General features: G+C 66.4%; 25 protein-coding genes and 2 pseudogenes. 11 read left to right on the top strand and 16 right to left on the bottom strand.

What is annotated here, in order from left to right; genetic code table 11:
* Positions 1 to 188: 188 nt before the first annotated feature.
* Complete coding sequence (hemW, locus tag QZX93_RS00785) at positions 189 to 1466, bottom strand: radical SAM family heme chaperone HemW (RefSeq protein WP_295392731.1); 1278 nt, start codon at positions 1464 to 1466, stop codon at positions 189 to 191.
* 307 nt (positions 1467 to 1773) lie between these two features.
* Here hemW and QZX93_RS00780 point away from each other — a divergent pair, with 307 nt between their 5' ends.
* Positions 1774 to 2655 carry a class I SAM-dependent methyltransferase gene (locus QZX93_RS00780; RefSeq protein WP_295392729.1) on the top strand — a complete coding sequence of 294 codons (882 nt, stop codon included), beginning with the start codon at positions 1774 to 1776 and terminating at the stop codon, positions 2653 to 2655.
* Between the two features lie 86 nt (positions 2656 to 2741).
* Here QZX93_RS00780 and QZX93_RS00775 read toward each other — a convergent pair whose 3' ends face one another.
* The 5 genes from QZX93_RS00775 to QZX93_RS00755 all read right to left on the bottom strand — a co-directional run bounded on the left by QZX93_RS00775 (position 2742) and on the right by QZX93_RS00755 (position 4805).
* Positions 2742 to 3074 (bottom strand): lysozyme inhibitor LprI family protein, encoded by a 333-nt coding sequence (locus QZX93_RS00775; protein ID WP_295392727.1) that lies wholly within the window; start codon positions 3072 to 3074, stop codon positions 2742 to 2744.
* Between the two features lie 135 nt (positions 3075 to 3209).
* Positions 3210 to 3941 carry an LrgB family protein gene (locus QZX93_RS00770; RefSeq protein ID WP_295392725.1) on the bottom strand — a complete coding sequence of 244 codons (732 nt, stop codon included), beginning with the start codon at positions 3939 to 3941 and terminating at the stop codon, positions 3210 to 3212.
* Positions 3938 to 4300, bottom strand: coding sequence for a CidA/LrgA family protein (locus QZX93_RS00765; RefSeq protein WP_295392724.1), 363 nt, complete (start codon positions 4298 to 4300; stop codon positions 3938 to 3940). The genes QZX93_RS00770 and QZX93_RS00765 overlap by 4 nt, the downstream gene beginning before the upstream one ends.
* A 45-nt stretch (positions 4301 to 4345) precedes the next feature.
* On the bottom strand, positions 4346 to 4552 hold the full coding sequence (locus QZX93_RS00760; RefSeq protein ID WP_295392723.1) for a hypothetical protein: 207 nt from the start codon (positions 4550 to 4552) through the stop codon (positions 4346 to 4348).
* Positions 4539 to 4805 (bottom strand): AbrB/MazE/SpoVT family DNA-binding domain-containing protein, encoded by a 267-nt coding sequence (locus QZX93_RS00755; protein WP_295392722.1) that lies wholly within the window; start codon positions 4803 to 4805, stop codon positions 4539 to 4541. The genes QZX93_RS00760 and QZX93_RS00755 overlap by 14 nt, the downstream gene beginning before the upstream one ends.
* Positions 4806 to 5177: 372 nt before the next feature.
* Between QZX93_RS00755 and QZX93_RS00750 the strand changes: the two genes are divergently transcribed.
* From QZX93_RS00750 to QZX93_RS00735, 4 genes and pseudogenes are all read left to right on the top strand, one after another.
* On the top strand, positions 5178 to 5387 hold the full coding sequence (locus QZX93_RS00750) for a hypothetical protein (protein ID WP_295392721.1): 210 nt from the start codon (positions 5178 to 5180) through the stop codon (positions 5385 to 5387).
* A 12-nt stretch (positions 5388 to 5399) separates the two neighbouring features.
* Positions 5400 to 6014: a hypothetical protein gene (locus QZX93_RS00745; protein WP_295392720.1), complete on the top strand. Its 615-nt coding sequence runs from the start codon at positions 5400 to 5402 to the stop codon at positions 6012 to 6014.
* The gene (locus QZX93_RS00740) at positions 5992 to 6192 is read left to right on the top strand and encodes a hypothetical protein (RefSeq protein WP_295392718.1); all 201 of its coding nucleotides are present in this window, start codon (positions 5992 to 5994) and stop codon (positions 6190 to 6192) included. Before QZX93_RS00745 ends, QZX93_RS00740 begins: the two co-directional genes overlap by 23 nt.
* A 558-nt stretch (positions 6193 to 6750) precedes the next feature.
* Positions 6751 to 7227 (top strand): annotated as a pseudogene (locus QZX93_RS00735) (secretin N-terminal domain-containing protein); the annotation flags it as partial.
* Positions 7228 to 7301: 74 nt separating this feature from the next.
* Here QZX93_RS00735 and QZX93_RS00730 read toward each other — a convergent pair.
* From QZX93_RS00730 to dapC, 6 genes are all read right to left on the bottom strand, one after another.
* Positions 7302 to 8213, bottom strand: coding sequence for a hypothetical protein (locus tag QZX93_RS00730; RefSeq protein WP_295392716.1), 912 nt, complete (start codon positions 8211 to 8213; stop codon positions 7302 to 7304).
* Complete coding sequence (locus tag QZX93_RS00725; RefSeq protein WP_295392715.1) at positions 8210 to 9280, bottom strand: GNAT family N-acetyltransferase; 1071 nt, start codon at positions 9278 to 9280, stop codon at positions 8210 to 8212. Before QZX93_RS00725 ends, QZX93_RS00730 begins: the two co-directional genes overlap by 4 nt.
* A gap of 6 nt (positions 9281 to 9286) precedes the next feature.
* Positions 9287 to 10417, bottom strand: coding sequence for a succinyl-diaminopimelate desuccinylase (gene dapE / locus QZX93_RS00720; protein ID WP_295392713.1), 1131 nt, complete (start codon positions 10415 to 10417; stop codon positions 9287 to 9289).
* Complete coding sequence (locus tag QZX93_RS00715; RefSeq protein WP_295392711.1) at positions 10417 to 10761, bottom strand: ArsC family reductase; 345 nt, start codon at positions 10759 to 10761, stop codon at positions 10417 to 10419. Before QZX93_RS00715 ends, dapE begins: the two co-directional genes overlap by 1 nt.
* 93 nt (positions 10762 to 10854) lie before the next feature.
* On the bottom strand, positions 10855 to 11676 hold the full coding sequence (dapD, locus tag QZX93_RS00710) for a 2,3,4,5-tetrahydropyridine-2,6-dicarboxylate N-succinyltransferase (protein ID WP_295392709.1): 822 nt from the start codon (positions 11674 to 11676) through the stop codon (positions 10855 to 10857).
* A gap of 86 nt (positions 11677 to 11762) precedes the next feature.
* A complete protein-coding gene (gene dapC / locus QZX93_RS00705) occupies positions 11763 to 12959 on the bottom strand; it encodes a succinyldiaminopimelate transaminase (RefSeq protein WP_295392707.1) in 1197 nt (398 codons plus the stop codon).
* A gap of 243 nt (positions 12960 to 13202) precedes the next feature.
* On the opposite strand from dapC, the pseudogene QZX93_RS27225 reads away from it, so the two are divergent.
* From QZX93_RS27225 to QZX93_RS00675, 6 genes and pseudogenes are all read left to right on the top strand, one after another.
* Positions 13203 to 13607 (top strand): annotated as a pseudogene (locus QZX93_RS27225) (toll/interleukin-1 receptor domain-containing protein); the annotation flags it as partial.
* Between the two features lie 202 nt (positions 13608 to 13809).
* Entirely contained in the window at positions 13810 to 16239 is a 2430-nt protein-coding gene (locus QZX93_RS27220; protein ID WP_366759398.1) for a WD40 repeat domain-containing protein, read from the top strand.
* Positions 16240 to 16293: 54 nt separating this feature from the next.
* On the top strand, positions 16294 to 17298 hold the full coding sequence (locus QZX93_RS00690) for a hypothetical protein (protein WP_295392705.1): 1005 nt from the start codon (positions 16294 to 16296) through the stop codon (positions 17296 to 17298).
* Positions 17299 to 17533: 235 nt separating this feature from the next.
* Entirely contained in the window at positions 17534 to 17785 is a 252-nt protein-coding gene (locus QZX93_RS00685) for a CopG family ribbon-helix-helix protein (RefSeq protein WP_295392703.1), read from the top strand.
* Complete coding sequence (locus QZX93_RS00680) at positions 17782 to 18069, top strand: type II toxin-antitoxin system RelE/ParE family toxin (RefSeq protein WP_295392702.1); 288 nt, start codon at positions 17782 to 17784, stop codon at positions 18067 to 18069. The genes QZX93_RS00685 and QZX93_RS00680 overlap by 4 nt, the downstream gene beginning before the upstream one ends.
* 110 nt (positions 18070 to 18179) lie before the next feature.
* The gene (locus tag QZX93_RS00675; RefSeq protein WP_295392700.1) at positions 18180 to 18959 is read left to right on the top strand and encodes an HAD-IA family hydrolase; all 780 of its coding nucleotides are present in this window, start codon (positions 18180 to 18182) and stop codon (positions 18957 to 18959) included.
* A 494-nt stretch (positions 18960 to 19453) separates the two neighbouring features.
* On the opposite strand, the gene QZX93_RS00670 is transcribed toward QZX93_RS00675, so the two are convergent.
* From QZX93_RS00670 to cysT, 4 genes are read right to left on the bottom strand one after another with little or no spacing between them, the layout of a single operon-like run.
* Complete coding sequence (locus QZX93_RS00670; protein WP_295392698.1) at positions 19454 to 20389, bottom strand: CysB family HTH-type transcriptional regulator; 936 nt, start codon at positions 20387 to 20389, stop codon at positions 19454 to 19456.
* Between the two features lies 1 nt (position 20390).
* Positions 20391 to 21470 carry a sulfate ABC transporter ATP-binding protein gene (locus QZX93_RS00665; RefSeq protein ID WP_295392696.1) on the bottom strand — a complete coding sequence of 360 codons (1080 nt, stop codon included), beginning with the start codon at positions 21468 to 21470 and terminating at the stop codon, positions 20391 to 20393.
* Complete coding sequence (gene cysW / locus QZX93_RS00660; protein ID WP_295392695.1) at positions 21467 to 22375, bottom strand: sulfate ABC transporter permease subunit CysW; 909 nt, start codon at positions 22373 to 22375, stop codon at positions 21467 to 21469. Before cysW ends, QZX93_RS00665 begins: the two co-directional genes overlap by 4 nt.
* Positions 22375 to 23232 (bottom strand): sulfate ABC transporter permease subunit CysT, encoded by an 858-nt coding sequence (cysT, locus tag QZX93_RS00655; RefSeq protein ID WP_295392693.1) that lies wholly within the window; start codon positions 23230 to 23232, stop codon positions 22375 to 22377. Before cysT ends, cysW begins: the two co-directional genes overlap by 1 nt.
* Between the last annotated feature and the right edge of the window lie 57 nt (positions 23233 to 23289).

Here is a 23289-nt window from a genome sequence, read left to right as displayed (position 1 = left end):
GCCAGCCACTGGCCCTGCCAGGTGGCGACATACCACAGGGTGTGCCCGATCTTCGGCAGCGCGCCCAGGTAGTGATGGGTCTGCATCAGGGCCTGGAAGCGCGCCTCCTCGGACGCAGCGACGGGTTGGAGGATGACCTCGCGAAGGTTCACGCACGGGGCCTCGGACAGTAAGGGGACCGACGTGCTTTATACCCGGGCCACCTGGCGTTGTCCAGTGTTGCGGACAACCGCCGGTTGCAACAGAGAGTCCTGGCTAGAACGGTTCCGTCCTGAGGTTTCCTCGGCGGCCGGGTCATCGGCGAGGAAGCGTGCCACCAGGTCGTCGGCGAAGGCGCAGCCCAGTTCGGTGGGTACGACGCGCCCGGCGCTCAACTGCAACAGCCCGTCCCGGACCGCGGCAACGACCAGCGGCGCGATCCGCGACCACGGCAGTCCGGTGGCGGCAGTAAAGAGCGCTTGTTCAAACCCCGCAGTGAGCCGGAAGGCGTTGAGGGCGAATTCGCCGACCCGGTCGTCTTGGGTGAGTGTGCGCTCGCTCTCGATCAATGCCTCCGGTGCGGCGCTGAGATAGTCCTGCGGCCGGCGGTGTTTGGCCGTGCGCCGGATGGCCCCGGACCCCGGATCGGTCAGCTTGCCGTGGGCCCCGGCGCCGATCCCCAGATAGTCGCCGAAGCGCCAATAGTTGAGGTTGTGCCGACACTGCCGCCCGGCGCGCGCAAAAGCCGAGACCTCGTACTGGCCGTACCCCGCTTGCTGTAACCGCGCCCGCCCGGCCTCGCCCATATCGGCGGCCAGGTCGGCGTCCGGGACTGCCGGGGGGGCGGCATGGAAGGGGGTGTCGGGCTCCAGAGTCATCTGGTAGTAAGAGATGTGCTCGGGCGCTAGGTCGATCAGCGCCGCCAGGTCCGCCTTGGCCTGGGCCAGGGTCTGGCTGGGGAGGGCAAACATCAGGTCCAGATTCAGGTTGTCGAAGCCGGCGGCGCGGGCCGCCGCGACCGCCGCCCTTGCCCCCGCCGGGTCATGGACGCGACCGAGCCGCCGGAGCATCGCGGCGTCCAGGCTCTGGACCCCGATGGAGAGCCGATTGACCCCCGCCCGGCGATAGGCGGCGAAGCGCTCGGCGTCGGCGGCCCCCGGGTTGGCCTCCAGGGTAATCTCACATCCGGGGATCAGTTCGGTGTGTTTTCGGACCCCGTCAAGGAGCGCCTGGATGGCCGTGCCGGGAAACAGGCTCGGGGTCCCGCCGCCGATGAAAAGACTGATCAGGGGGCGGCTGGCGGCGGGGTTGCGCAGTTCCTGATCCAGGTCGGCGAGCAGGCGCGCCACATAGTCCGCGAAGGGCGGCGCGCCCGCCCAGGCGTGTGAATTGAAGTCGCAGTACGGGCACTTGCGCAGGCACCAGGGGGTGTGGATGTAGAGCGCCAGCGGGGGCGCGCGGTCGGTCGAGGTCAGGTCGAGTCCCACGGCATCACTCTTGGGTCGGATAGATCGGGCGCGCGGCAATCTGGCCGGGTCGCGGCACGGGTGCCGGTGGCCGCGCCGCGCTGATGCAGTCTACCGGAAATGCCGAACCTGGCCGGCGTGTGGCGCAAGGCGGCGCCCAAATGAACGTCCTCCGGCCGCGGACGCTCACCGCCAACACATTGACTTCGTGTGCGAAACCTGATCGAATCGCGCCGTTCCGGCGGTTGCGCAGCGCGTTCGCCGCCCTCCCGGTTGCCTCGCTGCGAGTGAATTGTCTTCAATCATGTATAGCCCGATAGTGCGCATTGTGCGTAATCAGTTAGCCGGTATACCCTTGTTGCGGCGCTGGCGCGACGCCAGTGGCGAGCCGTTGCAGCAATACCATGACGTCAGCTATAACATGGGTGTCTGTCGGCATCATATCGGCGCGGTGCAGCGCCTGGGATCGCCGGCCCCGCTGGGTCAAACGCTGGTCGAGATCGGCCCTGGCGGCAATTTGGGGAATGCCCTGATCTTGATCGCCTCCGGTGCGCGCCGCGTCTATTGCGTCGACAATTACCGCCATGTCGATTTCCAGTCCAAGCTGACTGCGTTTTATCGCGGTTTAATCGCCGATATTCTCGCCCATCCAGAGCGATTGCCGATCGCCGATCCGGCGCTATGGGATCGCCGGCAAGCCGCTCAGGCGCTGGCCGAGGCGGTGACCTTCGCCGGCGATACCGTCGCCTTCAGTCCTGACCGGATTGTCTATCTGGCCCCGTGCGAGGCGCAGACGATGCCGCTGCCGGATCGGTCCATCGACGTGTTGTTCAGTCATGCCGTTCTGGAGCATGTGAAGCACCCCGCTGCCGTCTGCCGGGAATTCAGTCGGGTCTTGCGGCCCGGCGGCTATTTCTCTCATGTCATCGATTTGCGGGATCACTTCGATCCGCTTGGCCTGGCCATGCTCCGCTATCCCGCCTGGCTCTGGCACCTCATGTCTTCCAACAGCCACGGTCATGTGAATCGCTGCCGGGCGGTCCATTTCGAGCAGTTTTTCAATGATGCCGGGGCGACCTTGCTGCAATCGCAAGCAACGCAGATGTTGCGGGATGTCGCGCTGATTCCCGCGGTTCTGAGCAAAGAGTTTGCCGATTTATCACTCAATCAGTTGCAAATCATTGGGCTCTCGGTCGTCGGTATCCGTTAGGCGCCGAATGGCGGCCTGATCGGATCAGGCGCGCGCCAGCGGGTGGATCGGCGCAGCGTATCCACCGCGCCGCCCTAACGGCGCCCTCAACGGTCCTGGAGTTCGCGGATGCGGTCCTCATAGGCCGCCTTGACGCAGCCGCGTTGGTCGCTGTCCTTCCAGCAATCGTTGCGGCCCTTGAGCCAGCCGCGTTGCTCGGACTTGAGCTGGCGCTGCTGGCTGGGCGGGGTGTGTCGCAGGACGACGCCGTAGAGGCCGGACAGTTGGCGGTCCAGGTCGGCCAGTTCGCCGTCCTTACAGATCAGGTCCTCCACCTCATGCGCAACCTTGCTGCACCGGAAGCTGGGATCGGCGGCCCAGGCCGGCAGGGCGAGCAGTGCGCTCAGGGCGGACACGGCGGCGATCTGGGTGAATCGCATGACGGGTTTCTCCGGGGTCTTGATGGTCCGGCGGGACCGATTCTTCGGGGGTTCGATCTTAACCCGCCGACGACATTCGTCGCGACCGGGAGGCCCTCCGACGGGCGTAGGAGCGGCCCCCCGGCCGCGACCGGTTCATCCCGTCAGGCCAACCCACCGCAACAACGGCGGCAAGATGAGCGCGGTGGCGAAGGCCGACAGGGCCATGGCGAGTCCGGAGAAGGCCCCCATCACCGGGCTCATCTGAAAGGCGCGGGCGGTGCCGATCCCGTGGGCGCTGAGCCCCATGGCGAAGCCCTTCACCGCGTCGTCGTGACACTTGAGCAGGCGCAACAACCCGGGGCCGAACACCGCCCCGACGATCCCGGTACTGACCACCAGGACCGCGGTCAGTGACGGCAGCCCGCCGAGCTTCTCGCTGATGCCCATGGCCACCGGGGTGGTGGTCGATTTGGGTGCTAACGAGATCAGTGTCACCGGGTCCGCCCCGCACAGGACCCCGATCCCGACGGCGCTTAAGGCCGCCGCCACCACCCCAACCAGCAGGGCGATGAGGATCGGCAAGGCCAGGCTGCGCAGCCGCTCCCGCTGGCGATAGAGCGGAATGGCGAGCGCGACCGTGGCCGGGCCGAGCAGAAAGTGGACGAACTGGGCGCCATCGAAATAGGTCTGATAGGCGGTCCCGGTGAGCTTGAGGAGCCCGATCAGCAGGGCCACCGCGATGGCCACCGGGTTCAACAGTGGGCTCTCGCCGCCCAGGCGATAGACCTTGAGCGCCGCCAGATAGCAGACCAGGGTCGCGGTCAGCCACAGCAGCGGCGAGGCGGCCAGGTAGACCCAGATCTCGGTCAGTGGTGCGTTCGTCATGGCTTGGTCCCCCGGCGTCGGGCCAGCAGCCACTGCACCCCCATCATGGTGAGTGCCGTCACCGCAGCCGTGATCAGGGTGCCGAAGACCAGGGCCGCGGCGATCGCCACCCACTGCTCCTGAACCCGCGCCCAATGGACCATGACCCCGACCCCGGCCGGGACGAACAGCAGCGACAGGTTGCCGAGCAGGGTATCCGCGGTCCGTCCGACCGGCTCAGAGATACCGCCTTTGAGCCACAGCCAGGCGAGCAGCAACAGCATCCCCAGCACGGGGCCCGGCACCGGCAGGCCGGCAGCGCGCACCGTCACTTCGCCGGCGAGCTGGCAGATCAGGATCAGGGTCAAGGCCTCAAGCAACGCACGTCCCCATGGGCGGTGACGCACAGAGTTGAATGGATACGCTCATTGGAAAGGACCAGGCTTGGTGGACTCCGGTTCAGCCCCGGGGACCATCACCTTTTCCAATTCTAGGATCACGGTGAGCGGGACGAATAGGTTCGAGAGCTTGGTGATAATCTCGTAAGCGATGGGTCGCTGCTTAACCGCTTCCGAATCGCCTGGGTCATCGACGTAGAATCGCGCGAGGATGTTGGTATCAAGGGCGATCATCGGCTGCACTGCGCATGCCCGTCGCGACGTCGAAATCGGCGAGGCGCCGTTCGCCCGGCCGAGTGCAGGTCAGCATACCGTACCCGTCTGCGGCCTGAGTTGGCTTGATTGTCCGCAGCGGCCTGATACGAATGCTGTCGCCCTCCAACTCGAAATCGAAATCGAGTTTGGTCCCGGGCGCAATCCCGAGCCGGTGTCGGATCGACGCCGGAATGACCACTTGGTCCTTGTCTGAGGCGGTGACGGTCGACATGGTAGAGGACTCGCATCTTGCACAGTAATTGACATTATCGGTGTAAGAGAGAGCGGCTTGCAAGTCGAACAGCGGGTGTGGCTAGCAAGAGGGTCTCGGCAAATCATGACCTGGACTGGCGCCCGCGGGCGGCAACCGCCGCTAGCGTAAGACTGCGATCGGTTCCGCATGTGCCCTCGGCGAGTCGTGCATCGTGACTTGGTAACGGTGCAGAACAAGTTATACACGAGAGTTCGACGCGAAGCCTTGTAAAACAGTCTGTTGCGCCAAAGTAACGCGGCGCTTGTTAGTGAACCGTCCCTTGGTTGGGTTCTGGGTGCATACGCTGTCGTCCCGGGGTATCCTGCGTTGCGAAACCCTGAGGATCACCCTGTGCGCTTCTTCAACAATGCCGGCCCGGCCAACTGCGTCGACCATTACTGCCTGGACCCGCTCCACCGGATCGACCTGGACGGGGTCGAGTCGCTGATCGAGCAGCAGCGCTATTTCATCCTCCACGCCCCGCGCCAGACCGGCAAGACCTCGTCCCTGCTGGCGCTGATGGCCCACCTGAACCGGCAGGGTCGCTACCGCTGCCTCTAGTTCAATGTCGAGATGGCCCAGAGCGCCCGGGAAGACGTCGGCCGGGCGATGCGTGCCATCCTGGGCGAGCTCGCCTCGCGGGCCAGGACCCACCTGCACGACGACTGGCTGGATGGCCACTGGGTCGAAATCCTCGAGCGCAGCGGGGCGGAGCGGGCCTTCACCGAGATCCTCACCCGCTGGTCTGCGCACAGTGATCGGCCGCTGGTGCTCCTGATCGACGAGATCGACGCACTGGTCGGCGACAGTCTGGTGGCGGTGCTGCGCCAACTGCGCTCCGGCTACGACAAGCGCCCCACCGCCTTCCCCCAGACCGTAGTCCTGTGCGGGGTGCGCGACGTGCGCGACTACCGCATCCACTGCGCCCATTCGCAAGCGATCATCACCGGCGGCAGCGCCTTCAACATCAAGGCCGAGTCCATTCGCCTGGGCAACTTCACGGCCGCCGATGTGGTCGAACTCTATCGCCAGCACACCGCGGAAACCGGCCAGTCTTTCAGCCCGGAGGCCCTTGCGCTGATCTGGGACCTGACCCGCGGCCAGCCCTGGCTGGTCAATGCACTGGGCTACCAACTCTGCTTTCGCGATCCGACCACCCGCGACCGTGCGGTCACGAATACTGCATAAGGGGCTGGCGCAGACCATCGCCCTGGGATTGGAACAGACCTATGCGTATCAGGACCGCTGTGCCGCAGATGAGGCCCACCTGCTGATCTTCGACCGCAGCGGGCGGGATTGGAGCGAGAAGGTCTTTCGGCGCAGCGAGCGGTTTCAGGGGGTTGGGATTGAGGTTTGGGGGATGTAGGGACATCATCGACTGCGAGCGCGCCGGATGTGCTATGGGGTTATCACCGGTGCGGATGTGCAAGGTCGGCTTTGATCATCGTTGCGGCCAGCGGCGATCCGCCCGTAACCGGAGGTCGAGGCTTTAGCCGGCGGCGGTTTTCGACCTATCCAAGAGACACCGGTGGCGCTTGCGCGCCGGACCGGCTAACGGCCATGGCGCCCGCACCACCCCGCAAGATGAAAGTGGCGGGCGCCGTGGCCGTTCCCCCACCCCGCCCTCCCCCAGGAGGGGGAGGGAGAAGTGGAGCGCGCTCCCGGCGCGACTTTCACGGTAAAGCCTCGACCTCCAGTGGCCGGAACGACGATCAAGGCCGCAAGGTCCGTAGCGGCATGCCACTCGTGGTGCATTGCTAGAGCTTACGACGAGCGTTTAATGTTGGACGCTTAAGCCTCTAGCGTCGATAATGTTCGTGATTGCATCCAACCGTTGCCGTGATAGGGGCCAACCATGGACTATGACTGCTTTCTCTCCCATAACGGCAAGGATAAACCCGCGGTGCGTGACCTCTACGCTAGCTCGGTCGATTTTCAGGACATTGAGGTGCGCGCGGTTTTGCAGTTGTTTGCTGATTTTACTGGGCTGAATCTGATCGCCACTGACACTGTACGCGGCAGCATTACGCTGCGGCTGAAGAATGTACCCTGGGACCAAGTTCTTGACATCGTTCTCAAGTCCAAGGGACTGGGCATGCGTCAAACGGGGAACGTGATCACGGTGGCACCGACCACGGAACTCGCGGCGCAGGAGAGGCTGGAATTGCAATCTCGCTTGCAGATTGAGGAGCTGGTCCCTCTGCGCTGGGAATTTATACAGGTCAAGTACCACAGCGCTACCGATCTCGCCGCCTTGATCAAGTCGGAGGGCGTCAACCTGCTCTCCGAACGCGGTACTATCGCCGTCGATCAACGAACCAACACGCTATTGGTCCAAGATGCTGTGGCTAGACTTGATGTTGTACGCGGAGTGGTCGCACGCCTCGACATTCCAGTGCGATACGGTTGACGAATAGCCTTTGTTCTCGCGCCCGTTTGATCGCCCTCTGAGCGCACATGAGGACAGACCGCGCGTCAATCGGGCCGCGGTACCAATCGTTGTGCATCCATCACCATCAGGCCCTGGTGCCAATCCAGATGGTGCATGGCGCGCCAGCCGCCGCTCGCCGGCCCGCTCGCGGCCCAGATGCGGCGTTCGCGAAAGCGCTCCGGGGTCAGTTCGAGGATCTGCTTGAGCGCAAGCCCATAGCCATAGCGGGGCACTGAGACTTGCGCCGGGCGCAGCAGGCGGCCTTGGTCATCGACAAAGACCCGGCCCCCGGGGCGTGCCCCGGCAAAGTCGCGCACCAGTGGATTGCCGGCATGTCGGGTCCAGCGGTCACTGAGCGGAGAGTCCGCATGGAAGGCGAAGAGCGAGTCGTTGACCCGCGCCTTACCCAGGCGGGCGCTGCACAAGAGCCACCAGCGGCCCTGGTGCTCGAACAGTGTGGCGTCGGCCGCCTGGATGCCGTCGATGAGGGTGCTCACCCTGGTCCAGCCGTGGGGGAAGGTCGTGCAGCGGTAGAGGTCCACGCGGCGGCTGGCGGCCGATTCCGGGACCATGTAGAGCTCCCCTTGGAATGCGAACAGGAAGGGGTAGGAGAGGTGGCGGTCCTCGTCGATGACCGGTACGGCGGGGCCGATGGGGTTGAGATCGGTCCCCAATTCCAAGACGCTGATCCGTCCGCGCTCGGTGTGAAAGGGGTACTCCTCAATGAAGATGCAGCGCCGCCCGTCCTGCACCCAAGCGAAGGGATCGGCCCAGAAGCTGTCCGCCGGGGGATAGAGCGGGGTTAGCCCCGCCGGGTCTGGGGTACACCAGGCGGCGCGCTCACGCAGACCTGCCAGCAGGAACCATTGCGGCCACGCGGTGCGCTCGTCGCGTTCGTCGCGGCGCTTGTAGATGGCGCGGGCCAGGGTTTGATGGAGGCGCCGCAGCGGGTTCACCCGCCGTCCCCGTCGCCCTGGGTGACATAGATGCCGGCGGCGGCGCTCGGCAGCGCGCGGGCCATGAGCGGCTGCGGTCGGCCGGACTTGGTGAGCCGCGGCGTGAAGCCCAGCGAGCCCAGGCAGTCCGCGAGGCCGCCACCGCAGGCGAAGGTCTCCACCCGCTCCGCCCGCTGCCGGCGCAGTTGGCGCAAGGCACCGCTCACCAGGGCGCGGACCGCCTCGGTGTCGCCCGGCGCGGTCAGCAGATCCACCAGCTTGGCCCAGCGTCGCCGGCCCTTGTCATAGGTGAGCAGCACCACATAGCCGCGCAGACCCTCACCGTCAGTGGTCGTGATGACCTGATAGTCGCCTTCCGGGTGCCGGCGATAGCGCCAGTCGAGCGTCGCGGCATCGCGTCGGCAGATGGCGGGGTAGCGACCCCGTACCTCCTCCCACAGCCGATCGAAACGCGCGTCGAATGCCCCAGTGAGCACCTCCAGCGGGAGCCGCGGCCGGCGCAGCGGCAGCGCCAGGTCCGCCACCGTGCCGACCAGATCGCCCAGCGGTCGACCGATGGAGCGCCCCAGCGTGTGTTTCAGCGACACTCGCCGGTGCATGGACCCACTGCCCGCGGTGGGGATGAAGCCGATCCGCTCGATGATAGTCATCATGTCATCGGAGATGTGCTTGCCGAATTGAATCGGCCCCGCGTTCGGGTGGTCGAACAGGGCCGCCGCGATGCCGTGGGAGAGGTCGGGCCCGCCGACCGGTGGGTTGCGGCGGTGGTCCTTGAGTGCCTGGCGCATCAGACCAAAATGCACCAGCACATCCACGAACCAGTGGGCTCTGACCGGCTCGCCGCCGATGTGCAACCCGGTGGGGATGGTGCTCAGGTTGCCGATGATCTGGCCGCGCCACTCGGCCACGATCCCGCGATAGCCCCGGGTCGGCAGCCGTGGGTCTTCATGCCACTGCCAGTCCCACAGCCGATCGGCCCGCGCCGCGGGCTCAGGGCCAAAGACCTCGGCGATCCGGGCGAGGATCTGCGGGCGGTCGGCGTCGGTGCCGGGTCTGATCTCGATCATGCGCGATTACGGCCCCAGCAACCGGGACAGGATGCCCTGATAGATCGCCGTCAGCGCCTCCAGGTCTGCCACCGCGACCCGCTCGTCCACTTGGTGGATGCTGGTGTTGATCGGCCCGAATTCGACCACCTGCGCCCCGGTCGGCGCAATAAAGCGTCCGTCTGAGGTGCCGCCACTGGTGGACGCCTCGGTGTCGATCCCGGTGACGGCGGTGATCGCCGCCCGGGTGGCGACCACCAACTCGCCGGCCGGGGTCAGGAAGGGTTGGCCGGAGAGCCGCCAGGTCAGGTCATAGGCGAAGCCGCCGGCGTCCAGGATGCGGCGCACGCGCTCCTCAATGACCGCCGGGGTCAGTTCGGTGGAGAAGCGCAGATTGAACTGGGCGGTGAGGTGGCCGGCGACCACATTGTCCGCGCCGGTGCCCAGGTTCAGGTTGACCATCTGGAAACTGGTCGGCGGGAAGTGGGCGTTGCCCTCGTCCCAAACCTCGGCGCACAGTGCCGCCAGGGCCGGGGCGGCGGCATGGAAGGGGTTACTGGCAAGCAACGGGTAGGCCACATGGCCCTGCTTGCCGTGGACGGTCAGCAGCCCGGTCAGGCTGCCGCGGCGCCCCACCTTGATGGTGTCGCCGAGGCGCTGCGGACAGGAGGGCTCGCCGACCAGGCACCAGTCGATCCGCTCGCCCCGGCGTTGCAGCCGCTCCACCACCTTGACGGTACCCTCGGTGGCGATGCCCTCCTCATCGCTGGTGATGAGCACGGCGATGGAGCCCCGGTGATCCGGGTGGGCGGCGACGAAGCCCTCCACTGCGGTAACCATGGCCGCGATGGAGCCCTTCATGTCCGCCGCACCGCGGCCATAGAGGTGCCCGTCGCGGATCTCTGGCGTGAAGGGGTCGCTCGCCCAGTGATCCACGGGCCCGCTCGGCACCACGTCGGTGTGGCCCGCAAAGCAGAACAGCGGGCCGGCCGTGCCGCGGCGCGCCCACAGATTGGTCACCTCACCGAACGGCATCCGTTCGATCCGGAAACCGATGGCTGCCAGCCGCCCGGCCAGCAGGTCCTGGCAGCCGGCGTCGATCGGGGTGACGGACGGCCGGCGGATCAGTTCGCAGGCCAGATCAAGGGTGGCGGACATCAGCCAAGCAACTCCGTATAACTGGATTCGGAAAAGCCGATCAGGCGTGACTCGCCGGTATCGAGTAGGGGCCGCCGGATGATCGCGGGTTGCTCCAGCATCACGCGGATGGCGGACTCTTGGTCGATGGCCTCCTGCATCGCCGCAGGCACCTTGCGCCAGGTCGTACCGCGGCGGTTGAGCAGCGACTCCCAGCCCAGTTGGTCTACCCAGGCGCGCAACTGCGGCTCGGTGAGCCCGTCGCGGCGATAGTCGTGAAAGCGGTACTCGCGACCATGCTCATCGAGCCAGCGACGGGCCTTCTTGATGGTGTCGCAGTTGGCGATGCCGTAGAGGGTGAGCATAGTGTTTAGTGATCAGTGGCTGGCGGCCAGACCGGACGCAGAGCGCCCGCACGGCATTCCCACGCGGGAGCGTGGGAACGAGAAGGCAAGCGCTCAGATATCGCGTAACAGCTCGTTGATGCCGACCTTGCCGCGGGTGCGCTCATCCACCTGCTTGATGATCACGGCACAGTAGAGGCTGTGGCTGCCGTCCTTGGAGGGCAGGTTACCGGGGACCACGACGGCGCCGGGCGGGACGCGGCCATAGAGGATCTCGCCGGTCTCGCGGTTATAGATCTTGGTGCTCTGGCCGATGAAGACCCCCATGGAGATCACCGCACCCTCACCGACGATGACCCCCTCGACGACCTCCGAGCGGGCGCCGATGAAGCAGTTGTCCTCAATGATGGTCGGCGCGGCCTGGACCGGCTCCAGCACCCCGCCGATGCCGACCCCGCCCGAGAGGTGTACGTTCTTGCCGATCTGGGAACAGGAGCCGACCGTGGCCCAGGTGTCGACCATGGTTCCGGTGTCGATATAGGCCCCGATGTTTACATAGGACGGCATCAGTACACAGGACGGTGCGATGTAGGACCCGCGCCGTGCCGTGGCCGGCGGCACCACGCGTACGCCGGAATTGCGGAATTCACGCGAGTTGGTGTCGGCATACTTGGACAACACCTTGTCGTAATAGTTGGTGTACCCGCCCTTCATGAACAGATTGTCCTCGATGCGGAAGGACAGGAGCACGGCCTTCTTGATCCAGTCGTTGACCACCCACTCGCCATCGCGCTTTTCCGCGACGCGCAGCTCGCCCCGGTCCAGACGCTCGATGACATCCAGGACGGCGTCGTGGACCAGGGTCTGGACATTGCGCGGGGTGATCTCGGCGCGGCGCTCGAAGGCCTCGACGATGATGTCTTGGGTGTCGCTCATGGACGGCTCCGGTTGGACAAAGGGGGTTGAACGGGGTTGAAGGGGGTCGGGACAACAGTTTACCGCAGCCGGTCAGGCCCGGTGCATCACAGCCGCTCGACCAGGCGGCGGATGCGCCAGGCGGCCTCGAGACATTCATCCAGCGGCGGGACCAGGGCCAGGCGCACCCGGTCGGCGCCCGGGTTGAAGCCATCCACGGTACGCGACAGGTAACTCCCCGGCAACAGGGTCACGTGTTCCTCGACAAACAGCCGGCGCACGAACTGCGTGTCCGGGATCGGTGTTTGGGGCCACAGATAGAAACCGGCCGGCGGTGCAGTCACCGGCAGGACCGGGTCCAGGACCTGCACCACCGCCGCGAATTTTTCGCGGTACAGCGCACGGCTGGCGCGCACATGACCCTCGTCCGACCAGGCGGCGGTGCTCGCGCTCTGGGTGGGCAGCGCCATGGCGCAGCCGTGATAGGTGCGGTAGTTGAAAAAGCCCTGGATCAGCTCGGCATTGCCGGCGACGAACCCGGAGCGCAGCCCGGGGGCGTTGGAACGCTTGGACAGGCTGTGGAAGCAGATGCAGTGCTCGAAGCGGTCGTTGCCCATGACCGCCGCCGCCTGGAGCAGCCCGGGGGGCGGGGCCGACTCGTCCAAATAGAGCTCCGAGTAGCACTCGTCGGAGGCGATGACAAAGTCGTGGGTCTGCGCGAGCTCGATCAGGCGGGTGAGTGCGGCGAGATCCATGACGGCCCCGCTCGGGTTGGCCGGCGAGCAGATGTAGAGCAACTGGCAGCGCTCCCAGGTGGCCGCGTCCACCGCCTCGAAGTCTGGGATGAACCCGTGCTCCGCCCGGCAGGGCAGGAAGTGCGGCTGTGCCCCGGCGAGCAGGGTCGCCCCCTCGTAGATCTGATAGAAGGGGTTCGGCATAAGCACCAGCGGCGCGCGGCGCTGGTCGACCACCGCCTGCGCGAGCGAGAACAGGCCCTCGCGCGTGCCGTTGACCGGGAGTATGTGGCGCTCCGGATCCACCAGCCCGACGGGCAGGGCGAAGCGCCCGGTCAGCCAGCGGGCGATGGCCTCGCGCAGGGCTAGCTGACCGCGGGTGGTCGGGTATACCGAAAGCGTATGCAGGTGCGCGATCAGGGCCTCAGTGATCAGCCCCGGGGTCGGGTGCTTCGGCTCGCCGATATAGAGCGCAATCGGCTGCAAGTCGCGCGGCGGCAAGCAGCCGGCCTTGAGCGCGTTGAGCTTTTCAAACGGGTAGGGCTGGAGCAGCCCGAGTGCGGGGTTCATGAGGCCGGGTGCCTGCGTGGCGCGGCGGCGCAGGACTGCGCGGCGGCGGTGGACGAAAGGGCGCTAGTATAGGGCATGGCCCCGGGCGGCTCCACGCTGGCGCGGGGCGCAAGCATTCGTCGCGTTCTGGGGCTCCTGCCCCGTAGGAGCGGCCCCCAGGCCGCGACCGGCTCCTCAAGGTCGCGCTGGCGCAACCACCGACCCCGGCGGTAATATCGCGTCGGATCAACGGAAGCGGACGATATGACCGACGAGACCTACAACGCCTTCATCAGCTACGCCTGGGTCGACAACGAACCCACCGGGCTGGACCAGTCGAAGGGCTGGGTCAGCACCTTCGTCGATCGGCTGCGCAAGCACCTCGCGCGCGAGCTCGGGCGCAAGGTTCAGGGCGACCGGGTGTGGCTCGACTATGAACGGCTGCGCGGCAGCGACAATGTCACCGATGCCATCCGCGCCAAGCTCGCGGCCTCCCACCTACTGGTGCCCATCCTCTCCACTGGCTATCGCGACTCCCCTTGGTGTCGGCAGGAGCTGGAGACCTTTCTGGACCAGCATAGCGGCGATCACGGGCGCATCTTCCCGGTCTGGATGTCCCCGGTCGAGGACCTGCCGGCGGTCTTCTCGGAGGATTTGCTCAAATACAAACTCTGGTTCGAGGACGGGCGTCGCCAACCCCGCACCCGCTGGTTCCCTGACCCGGACCCAACGGATCGGGAGTACGGGCAAGTCCAACAGGACATGGCACGGGACATGGCCGCCCGGCTCGTGGAGATCTTCGCGGCGGAACCCAAGCCGGAGCCGGTGCCAACGCCCGCTCGACCGGCTGGACGAGACCCACTTCCTGGCCGTGCTCGGCACCTCCGGTTCCGGCAAGTCCTCACTGGTGCGCGCCGGCCTGCTGCCCGCCCTGGATACCGGCTACCTGGCCGGGGCTGGCGCCCGCTGGGCGGTGGCGACGCTGCGCCCCGGTGAGCAGCCATTCGCCCGCCTGGCCGAGGCACTGATCCAGGAGACCGACTGGGACCAGGACGATGCGGCCGACCTGGAGCAACACCTGCGCAGCGGCAGCCTCGCGCTCAACTGGCGCCTGGGCCTGTCACCCCTGCCCGCGGACACCCGGCTGCTGATCCTGGTGGACCAGTTCGAGGAGCTGTTCCGTTACGGGGCCGGGACCGCGCCAGACACCACGCCGACTGCCGCACCGGACACCGCCGCCTTCATTGCGCTGCTGCTCGGTGCCGCCACCCACCCGGCGGTCTATGTGGTCATCACCCTGCGCTCCGAGTTCCTGGGCGACTGTTCCCCCTACCCGGACCTGCCGGAGGCGATCAACCGCGGGCTCTTCCTGGTGTCCTCACTGAGCCAGGAGCAGATGGCCGACGCCATCCAGCTCCCGGCGGGGCTGCCCCAATTCGGCGGCGAGGTCGACCCCGGGCTGGTCCGCCGACTGCTGGCCGAGGCGCGCGGCCAGGGCGATCAGCTCCCGCTGCTCCAGCACGCATTGATGCGCCTCTGGGACCGGGCGCGGGAGGCGGCGCCAGCCGGGCCACCCGCACCGCTGCTGGCCGCGGACTTGGACGCCATCGGCGGCCTGGCCAAGTGCCTGGATCGCCACGCGGACGAGGCATTCGCCGAGTGTGAGCCGGACCCGCAGCGTCGGCATATCGCCGAGACGCTGTGCCGCGCACTCACCGAGGTCGGCGCGGGCGGGCGGGTCATCCGCCGGCCGGTGACCCTGGGTGAGGTCGCCGCGCTGACCGGTGAAGACTGGCCAGCGGTCGCCGCGGTGGCTGAGTGCTTCCGCCAACCCGGGCGCAGCTTTCTCATGCCCCCCGCCGGCACCGAGCTCAAGCCGGGCACCCTGCTCGACATCACCCACGAGGCACTGATCCGCCAGTGGCAGAAGTTGCGCGCCTGGACGCTCGACGAGGCGGAGCAGGCCGAGCTTTACCTGCGACTGGAGTCCGCCGCCGTCCGTCACCGGGCGGGTCTGAGTGCGTTCTTGGTCGACCCGGACCTTCAGATTGCGCTCAAGTGGCGTGAGGAGCAGGGGCCAACCAAGACCTGGGCCGGGCGCTATGGCGGCGACTTCGACCTGGCGATGGGGTTTCTCGAGGCCAGCCGCGAAAAGCGGGATCGGGGCGCGGTACACAGCGAACAGCAGCGCCTGGAGCGTACCCGGGAACTCTTCGACTCACGGCTGACCCACGCCGCATTGCTGGCCCGGGTGGAGGACTATGCACAGGCCAGGGTGGTGCTGCACCAGACTGTCGCGCTGGACCCGGATGTCCCTGAGCATCGGCGCCATACGCGCAACCTGTTGGCGGGTTTTGTGGACATCATGGGTGCAAGTGCGGATAAGGTCTATGAGGGGGCTGGCGCCCAACTCTCAGGCGGCGTTGCGGTGAGCCCGGACGGTTGCTGGCTCGCGGCGGCGGGGGAGCGCGCGACCCTGGTCTTGTTCGATGCGCAGACCGGGGAACTGGTTCGGCGGCTGGAGGGGCATGACCCCAAGGCTTCCTCATTTGGGGGTGTGCGCTCGGTCGTCTTCGACCCGGACGGTCGTTGGCTTTACAGCGGCGGGGACGACCGCCGCATCATCCGCTGGTCCGGCCCGGCCGGTACCAAGCTCGCCGAATGGGAGGCCCCGGGCCAGGTTTGCGCCCTCGCACTCAGTCCGGACGGCAAGGTTTTGACCAGCGGTGGAACGGACGATGTCGTTACCCTCTGGTCAACCGAGACCGGCAAGAAGCTTGGAACGCTGAAGGACCACACCGGCGCCATCGCCTCGCCGAAAGGTCTCGCCTTCTCGCCCGATGGCAAGCGGCTCGCCAGCGCGTCTTACGACAAGACAGCTCGCATTTGGGGCCTTGAGACCAACAAGCGCCTGCGGACCCTCAAGTGGCACGATTGTCTCCAAGCGATTGCCTACGACCCAGCCGGCAAACTTGTGGCAACCGCAGGCAACGACCGGCGCATCGTCCTCTGGGACGCCGATAGCGGCCGCCAACTGCGCCAGTTGGTCGGTCACACCAACATCGTCTTCGGCCTGGCCTTCGACTCCACGGGCAATCGACTGCTCTCCGCCAGCCGGGACAGCACCATGCGTCTGTGGGATGTCGCCACTGGCATCGGTCTGCGGGTCTACCAGGGCCACAGTACCGGGATCTGCGCCGTCGCCGGCCATGGACAGACCCTCTATACTGCCGCCAACGATCAGACGGCGTCGATCATAATCCCGGCCAGCGGCGTGCGTAGTCAGGGCTTCCAGCCCTGACGGTGTCAGGCCAAGATGGCCTGACTACGCATCCGGCGAGCCCAAGTGGCCGGAATGACGATCAAGGCCGATCAGACCGTCTGCCGCTGGTCACTGGAGACACCTAGCCAGTGGGTTTGGGAAGTCGGGGAAGAACCCGCCGCCGTGGCCCTGAGCCCGGATGCCGATCTGATCGCGGTCGGTTTCGCAGGGGGTGCTCTGAGACTCTATGACCGGGCCAGCGGCGAGGTCATCGCCGCGACTGACGATGCTCATGGCAACGACATTAACCGCTTGGTGTTTAACGCGGACGGGAGCCGCCTCGCTTCCGGGAGCCACGATGGGAAGGCCCGGCTTTGGCAGGTCGTGTACGAGTCGGGTCGGGCCACCCTGGTCTCGCTCCACTGCTTGGAGGGTCATACTGACTCGGTCCATGCCGTCGCTTTCGCTCCTGACGGACGCACGCTGGCCACGGCCGGCTATGACGGGCGCGTGGGGCTGTTCGATGTAGAGAACGGTGAAGGCAAGTTATTCGACGCACACCAAGGGCCGGTCCTCAGTGTTATTTTCACCCCGGACGGTCGATCCCTCGTATGCGCCGGCCGCGACGATTTCTTGGTTAAACGTTGGGATCTTTCGCAGGACCCGCCCCCAGGGCAAGAGGTTACCAAGGCCCAGGACATGCTGCTCTGGGCGACCTTGAGCCCCGATGGCCGACAACTCGCCGCCGTCGGCCGCGGGTTGGTGGTCACCCTCCACGACCTCGGGCCCTCGCCAGCCAAGCCGCGCTACTTGGTGGGCCACGAGCAGACCGTTTTCCGAGCCATCTACGGTCCCGACGGCTGCCAACTCGCCACCGTCGGCGGCGATGCGACGGCCCGGCTCTGGGACGTGCAGACCGACCAACTGCTCTTCGCCCTGCGCCTGCCGGCGGTATCGCAACCCGGGATCCCGCCGATGTGGGACTTCGACTTCCGCTGCACCCCGGCCGGTGACTGCTGGATTGCGGTCCCACTCACCATGGGCCGCCTCGCACTCTACCGGCTCCCCTATCTCGAGCCGCCGGAGTCCATCCGCTGAGCCTGGCAGCGCGGCCCACCGGCTAACGGCCATGGCAGCAAGACCAGCCGCGCCGGACGATGGATGTCCCCCGTGGGAGCGGCCTCCGGCCGCGATGCGACGCTGCGGTAACCTGCGAGGTCGCGTCGCGGCTGAAGCCGCTCCCACCGGGGTCCGGCCTGACTTTGGGTTGGCACCGGCTCTGCGGATGCGCTATAACTGCACCTGAGTGCAATGCAATCACAGTAGGTGCCCTATGGCGCAAAGCAGTATCACCATCCGTACCGACCCCGAGCTGGTCGGCCAGGTCGCCGCGCTGGCCTTGGCCATGGACCGCACCCGCAACTGGGTGATCGAGGACGCCTTGCGTCAGTACGTCGAGTCTCAGGCCTGGCAGGTGGAAGGCATCAAGGAGGCCATGGGGTCGCTGGATCGGGGCGAAGGGCTCGACCATGAGGACGTCATGGCCGAGATGGATGCCTTTTTGGCGGGCCAGGACGCGGCTTGAAGACCCAGTGGTCGCCGCAGGCGCGTACTGACCTGCGCGAGATTTATCTGCGCATCCTCCCGGAGAATCCCCCCGCCGCCCGCACCCTCCAGGGGCGCATCCGCGCGGCCGTCGCGATGCTCCAGGCGACGCCTCAGATCGGGCGGCCGGGGCGGGTGCCGGGCACGCGGGAACTCGTGATCTCCGACACTCCCTATGTCGTCCCTTATCGCGTCGTCGGCAGCACCCTGCAAATCCTTCGTGTGTACCATGGTGCCAGACGTTGGCCGGAGGCCTTTCCATAACGGTTGTGGTTACCAAGCGCCAGCTTGGTAACGAGACTCTATAGGGCGGCTGGCTGTCTGGGTTATCCTCAACCGATTCCACCATCCCCCAGCCCCGAGGAGTGCGCCTCATGTACCGGTTCAAGGCCATCATTTTCGATGTGGACGGCACCCTTGCCGACACCGAGCGCGACGGGCATCGGCCCGCCTTCAACGCCGCCTTCGCCGAGGCCGGGCTGGACTGGCACTGGGCCCCGGCGCGCTATGGCGAACTGCTGGCGGTGACTGGCGGCAAGGAGCGCATTGCCTATTTCCTTGAACAGGAACAGATCGCCCTGGACCCGGGTGTCGACCGCGAGGCGCTGATCGCCGCTCTGCACCAGGCCAAGACCCGCCATTACCTGGCCTTGTTGCGCACCGGCGCCATCCCGCTGCGACCGGGCGTGCTGCGACTGTTGCGCGAGGCGCGGGCGGCCGGTATCCGCCTGGCCATCGCCACTACGACCACCCCGGAGAATGTCACCGTGCTGCTCGATCAGTGCGGCGAGCCGGGGCTGCGGGACTGGTTCGAGGTCATCGCCGCCGGGGACGTGGTGCCGCGCAAGAAGCCGGCCCCCGACATCTTTGAACTGGCCCTGGCCGAGCTGGGGCTGACGGCAGACGACTGTGTGGCGGTCGAGGACTCGGAGGCGGGCGCGCGCTCGGCCCTGGGGGCGGGGTTAAAGGCGCTGGTGGTATCCGTCAGTGCCTACACCGAAGGGCAGGAATTTACCGGCGTGCCCTTAGTGGTCGACCGATTGGGCGGGCCGGGTGAGCCCGCGACCGCACTCCAGGGGGACCTCGGCGGGGCCGAGTTTGTCGACTTGGCGGTGCTCGGGCGGGTGCATGAGCGGGTCTATCCTCGGACCTGATTGTTCATTGCGGCCGCGGGGCGCACAGCGCCCCACACCGGCGTGACACCGCTGGAGCCTAAACCCGGGAATTGCTCACGCCAAGGCGCCAAACTCGCCAAGCAATACGATCGGGTCGATCCACTATCCAGATCATCCTCCGGGTGACTGGCGCAACGTTGATAACGCGTTGAAAAGTCTTGGCGAGCTTGGCGCCTTGGCGTGACAACTGCTCTTTCTGGGTGAAGAGGCAAGGCAAGAATCGGTATCGGGCTGCGGACGCTCGCGCCTGGGAGCGCCGACATCCTGTCGGCCAACCGCCGCAGGCGGTTCGCGGTTTCGCGGTCAATGGTAAAGGTTTTTGTTTTCGCAGAGGATCCAACGGCGCTTCGCGCCGTCGCCGACAGGATGTCGGCGCTCCCAGGCGCAGAGGGGTTTGGTGTCTGCGAATACTTGCCCAGTCTCTGGAGCGGTCTCACCAGCGCGGGGTGAGGTTCGCGGCCTGGGGGCCGCTCCTACGCGTCGGGGGGCCGCGCGAACACCGCCTCTTTCACCTGCTCCTCGGTGAGTTCCGGGGCGCAGTAGGTGATGAAACGCACGGCGAAATCGCGCAGGTAATGGCCGCGGCACAGTGCAATACGCGTGGTGTTGATCCCGAACAGGTCGTTGCAGGGCAGCAGCCGCAGGCCGGCATCGCGCACCGGGTGGAAGGCCATGGCGGCGACGATACCCACCCCCAGACCGAGCTCCACATAGGACTTGATGACATCGGCATCGAGCGCGGACATGACCACATCCGGCACCAGACCGGCGGCGCAGAAGGCGGCATCGATCCGGGCGCGGCCGGTATAGCCCTCGTAATAGGTGATGATCGGATACTCGACCAGGGCCTCCAGGGTCAGTCGCCCGAGCGCGGCGAGGGGATGACCCTCCGGGACGATGACCGCGTGATACCACTGATAGAACGGAAAGCTCACCAGGTCCGCCTCATCGCCCACCGACTCGGTGGCGAGACCGATATCGACCTCGCCGGTGCGCAATTGGGCGGCCACCTCCGCCGGGCCGCAAATGCGCAATTCCAGATGGACCCTGGGCAGCTCCTGCTTGAAGCGGGTCACTACCGGTGGCAATGCATAGCGCGCCTGGGTATGGGTGGCGGCGATGATCAGACGGCCCTCGTCGCGCTGGGCGAATTGCTCGCCGAGCCGCTTGATGTTGCCGGTATCGAGCAGGATGCGCTCCACGATGGGCAGCAGCTCCTTGCCGGGTTCGGTCAGCCCCAGCAGGCGCTTGCCGCGGCGCACAAAGATCTCCACCCCCAATTCGTCTTCCAGGTCCTTGATGTGCTTGGAGACCCCGGACTGGGCGGTGAAGAGCGCATTGGCCACCTCGGTGAGGTTGAAGTTGTTTTTGACGGTGGCGCGCAGGATGCGCAGTTGTTGGAAGTTCATCTCAGGCGGCCTCGTTGCGGAACACCCGCAGCGGCGCGGGCACCAGGCGCACCCGCTGCCCCTGGACCAGCGCGACGGCCCGTTCCCGCGGCAGGACCACCTCGTAATGGATCGGCTCGGCGCCGGCCTTGACCGCCTCCACGCTATCGAGCTCCACCCGGGCGCTGCCGCCGAAGGCGAGCACCCGCCGCACCGTGGCATCCAGCCCGTTGGGGGCGGCGAGATCGGTGACGATGTCCAGTTCGTGCGGGCGCACGAAGGCCACCACCTCGGCGCCATGGTCGGCGTTACTTCCATCATGGTTCAGGGTCGCCCCGCCGACCCGTACATTGGCGCCCTCGACCCGGCCATGGAAGACGTTGGCGGCGCCCAGGAAGCCATAGACAAAGGGGCTGGCGGGGTGTTCGTAGACCTCGTCCGGAGTCCCGACCTGTTCGACCCGCCCGCGATTCATCAGCACCACCCGATCGGCCACCTCCAGCGCCTCTTCCTGGTCGTGGGTGACGAAGATCGAGGTGACGTGCAGGTCGTCGTGCAGGGCGCGCAGCCAGCGTCGTAACTCCTTACGTACCTGGGCATCCAGTGCGCCGAATGGCTCGTCGAGCAGGAGCACGCGCGGCTCCACCGCTAAGGCGCGGGCGAGCGCGATGCGTTGGCGCTGACCGCCGGAGAGTTGCTGCGGAAAGCGGTCGGCCAGCCACGCCATCTGCACCAGTTCGAGCAGGCGCATGACGCGGCGGCGGATCTCAGGCTCCTTGGGGCGCTGTTTGCGTGGCTGTACGCGCAGGCCGAAGGCGACGTTCTCGAACACCGTCATGTGTCGGAACAGGGCATAGTGCTGGAAGACGAAGCCCACCTGGCGTTCGCGCACATGGGTGCTGGAGGCGTCTTCACCCTCCAGGATGACCCGCCCCGCGTCGGCGGTCTCAAGCCCGGCGATGACCCGCAACAGCGTGGTCTTACCGCAGCCCGAGGGGCCCAACAGGGCCACCAATTGACCGGTGGGAAAGTCGAGCGACACCCGGTCCAGCACGGTGACGCCAGCAAAGGTCTTGCTGATCTCTGCGACCTGGATACTCATTTGCGGACCATAGCCTCCTTTTGAGTCACGACGCGATTGGCCTGCCATTCCACCCACGACTTCAATGCCAGGGTTACCAGCGCGAGCATGGCGAGCAGTGAGGCCACGGCGAAGGCGGCGGCGAAGTTGTATTCGTTATATAGGATCTCGACATGCAGCGGCATGGTGTTGGTCTCACCGCGAATGTGTCCCGAGACCACGCTCACCGCACCGAACTCACCCATGGCCCTGGCATTGCACAGGATGGTCCCATAGAGCAGCCCCCATTTGATATTGGGCAGGGTTACCCGCCAGAAGGTCTGTAGCCCGGTGGCGCCGAGCACGGTGGCGGCCTCCTCGTCGTCGCGCCCCTGTGCCTGCATCAGCGGGATCAGCTCCCGGGCGACGAAGGGGAAGGTGACAAAGATCGTCGCCAGCACGATGCCCGGTACCGCAAAGACGATCTTGATATCGTGCTCGATGAACCAGGAGCCGAACCACCCCTGGGCGCCGAAGATCAGCACATAGATCAGGCCAGCGATCACCGGCGAGACTGAAAATGGAAGGTCGATCAGGGTGCTCAGGACCTGTTTGCCGCGGAACTCGAAGCGGGCGATGGCCCAGGCGGCGGACACGCCAAAGACCAGATTGAGCGGCACCGCGATGCCGGCGGCCAGCAGGGTGAGCCGCACGGCGGCCAGCGCGTCGGGGTCGGTCACGGCGGCAGCCGCGGTCCCCCAGCCCTTGGCCAGGGCCTGATGGAAGACCACCACGAGCGGTAGCAGCAGAAACAGGACAAAAAAGCTCAGGGCGAGGGTCAGGATCAAGGCGCGCACCCAGGGCCGTTCGCGGGTGGCGGCGTTATTCTCGTAGCGACCTTCGCGGGCGTGGCCGGTCGCGGGCAGAATGGCGGCGGCGCTGGCCATCAGCGATTCCTCCCGGTGCGCCTGGCACTCCAGGCCTGTAACAGGTTGATCGCCAGCAGCATGAGGAATGAGAACAACAACATCACCACCGCGATGGCGGTGGCGCCCGACTCATCATACTGCTCCAGCTTGGTGATGATGATCAGCGGCGCGATCTCAGACACCATCGGGATATTGCCGGCGATGAAGATCACCGATCCGTATTCACCCACCGCGCGGGCGAAGGCCAGGGCAAAGCCGGTGAGCAGGGCGGGAGTGAGCACCGGCAGGAGCACCCGGGTGAAGGTCTGGCTCCGGTGCGCCCCCAGGCTTGCCGCCGCCTCCTCCAGTTCGGTCTCCAAGTCCTCCAGCACCGGCTGCACCGTGCGCACCACGAAGGGCACACCGATAAAGATCAGTGCCACCAGCACCCCGAGCGGGGTGTAGGCGACCTTGATCCCGAACGGGGCCAGCAAGGCGCCGAGCCAGCCGTTGCCGGCCCACAGCGCGCTCAAGGCGATCCCCGCCACCGCGGTGGGCAGCGCAAAGGGCAGGTCGATCAATGCATCCACCAGCTTCTTGCCGGGAAAGCTGTAACGCACCAGGGACCAGGCCAACATCAGCCCGAAGACCGCATTGATGGCCGCCGCCAACAGCGCGGCGCCGAAGGACAATTTGTAGGTGGCCACCACCCGCGGGGCGCTGACGATGGCCCAGAACTCGCCCCAGGTGAGCGAGGCGGTCTGGATGAAGACCGCCGCGAGCGGGATCAGCACCACCAGCGAGAGATAGACCAGGGTGTAGCCCAGTGACAGGCCGAAGCCAGGCAAGACCCGGGTCTGGCCGGTCGGGTTGAAAAAGCTGACGGCGGCGCTCATCGCGGCCCCGCCGTCAGGGGGCTGGGAGGGTTCATCGATCCGGCCTCGGGGGTGAAA

Source organism: uncultured Thiodictyon sp., from assembly GCF_903946935.1.
Classification (GTDB): domain Bacteria; phylum Pseudomonadota; class Gammaproteobacteria; order Chromatiales; family Chromatiaceae; genus Thiodictyon.
This window is presented reverse-complemented; position numbering and strand designations above follow the sequence as displayed.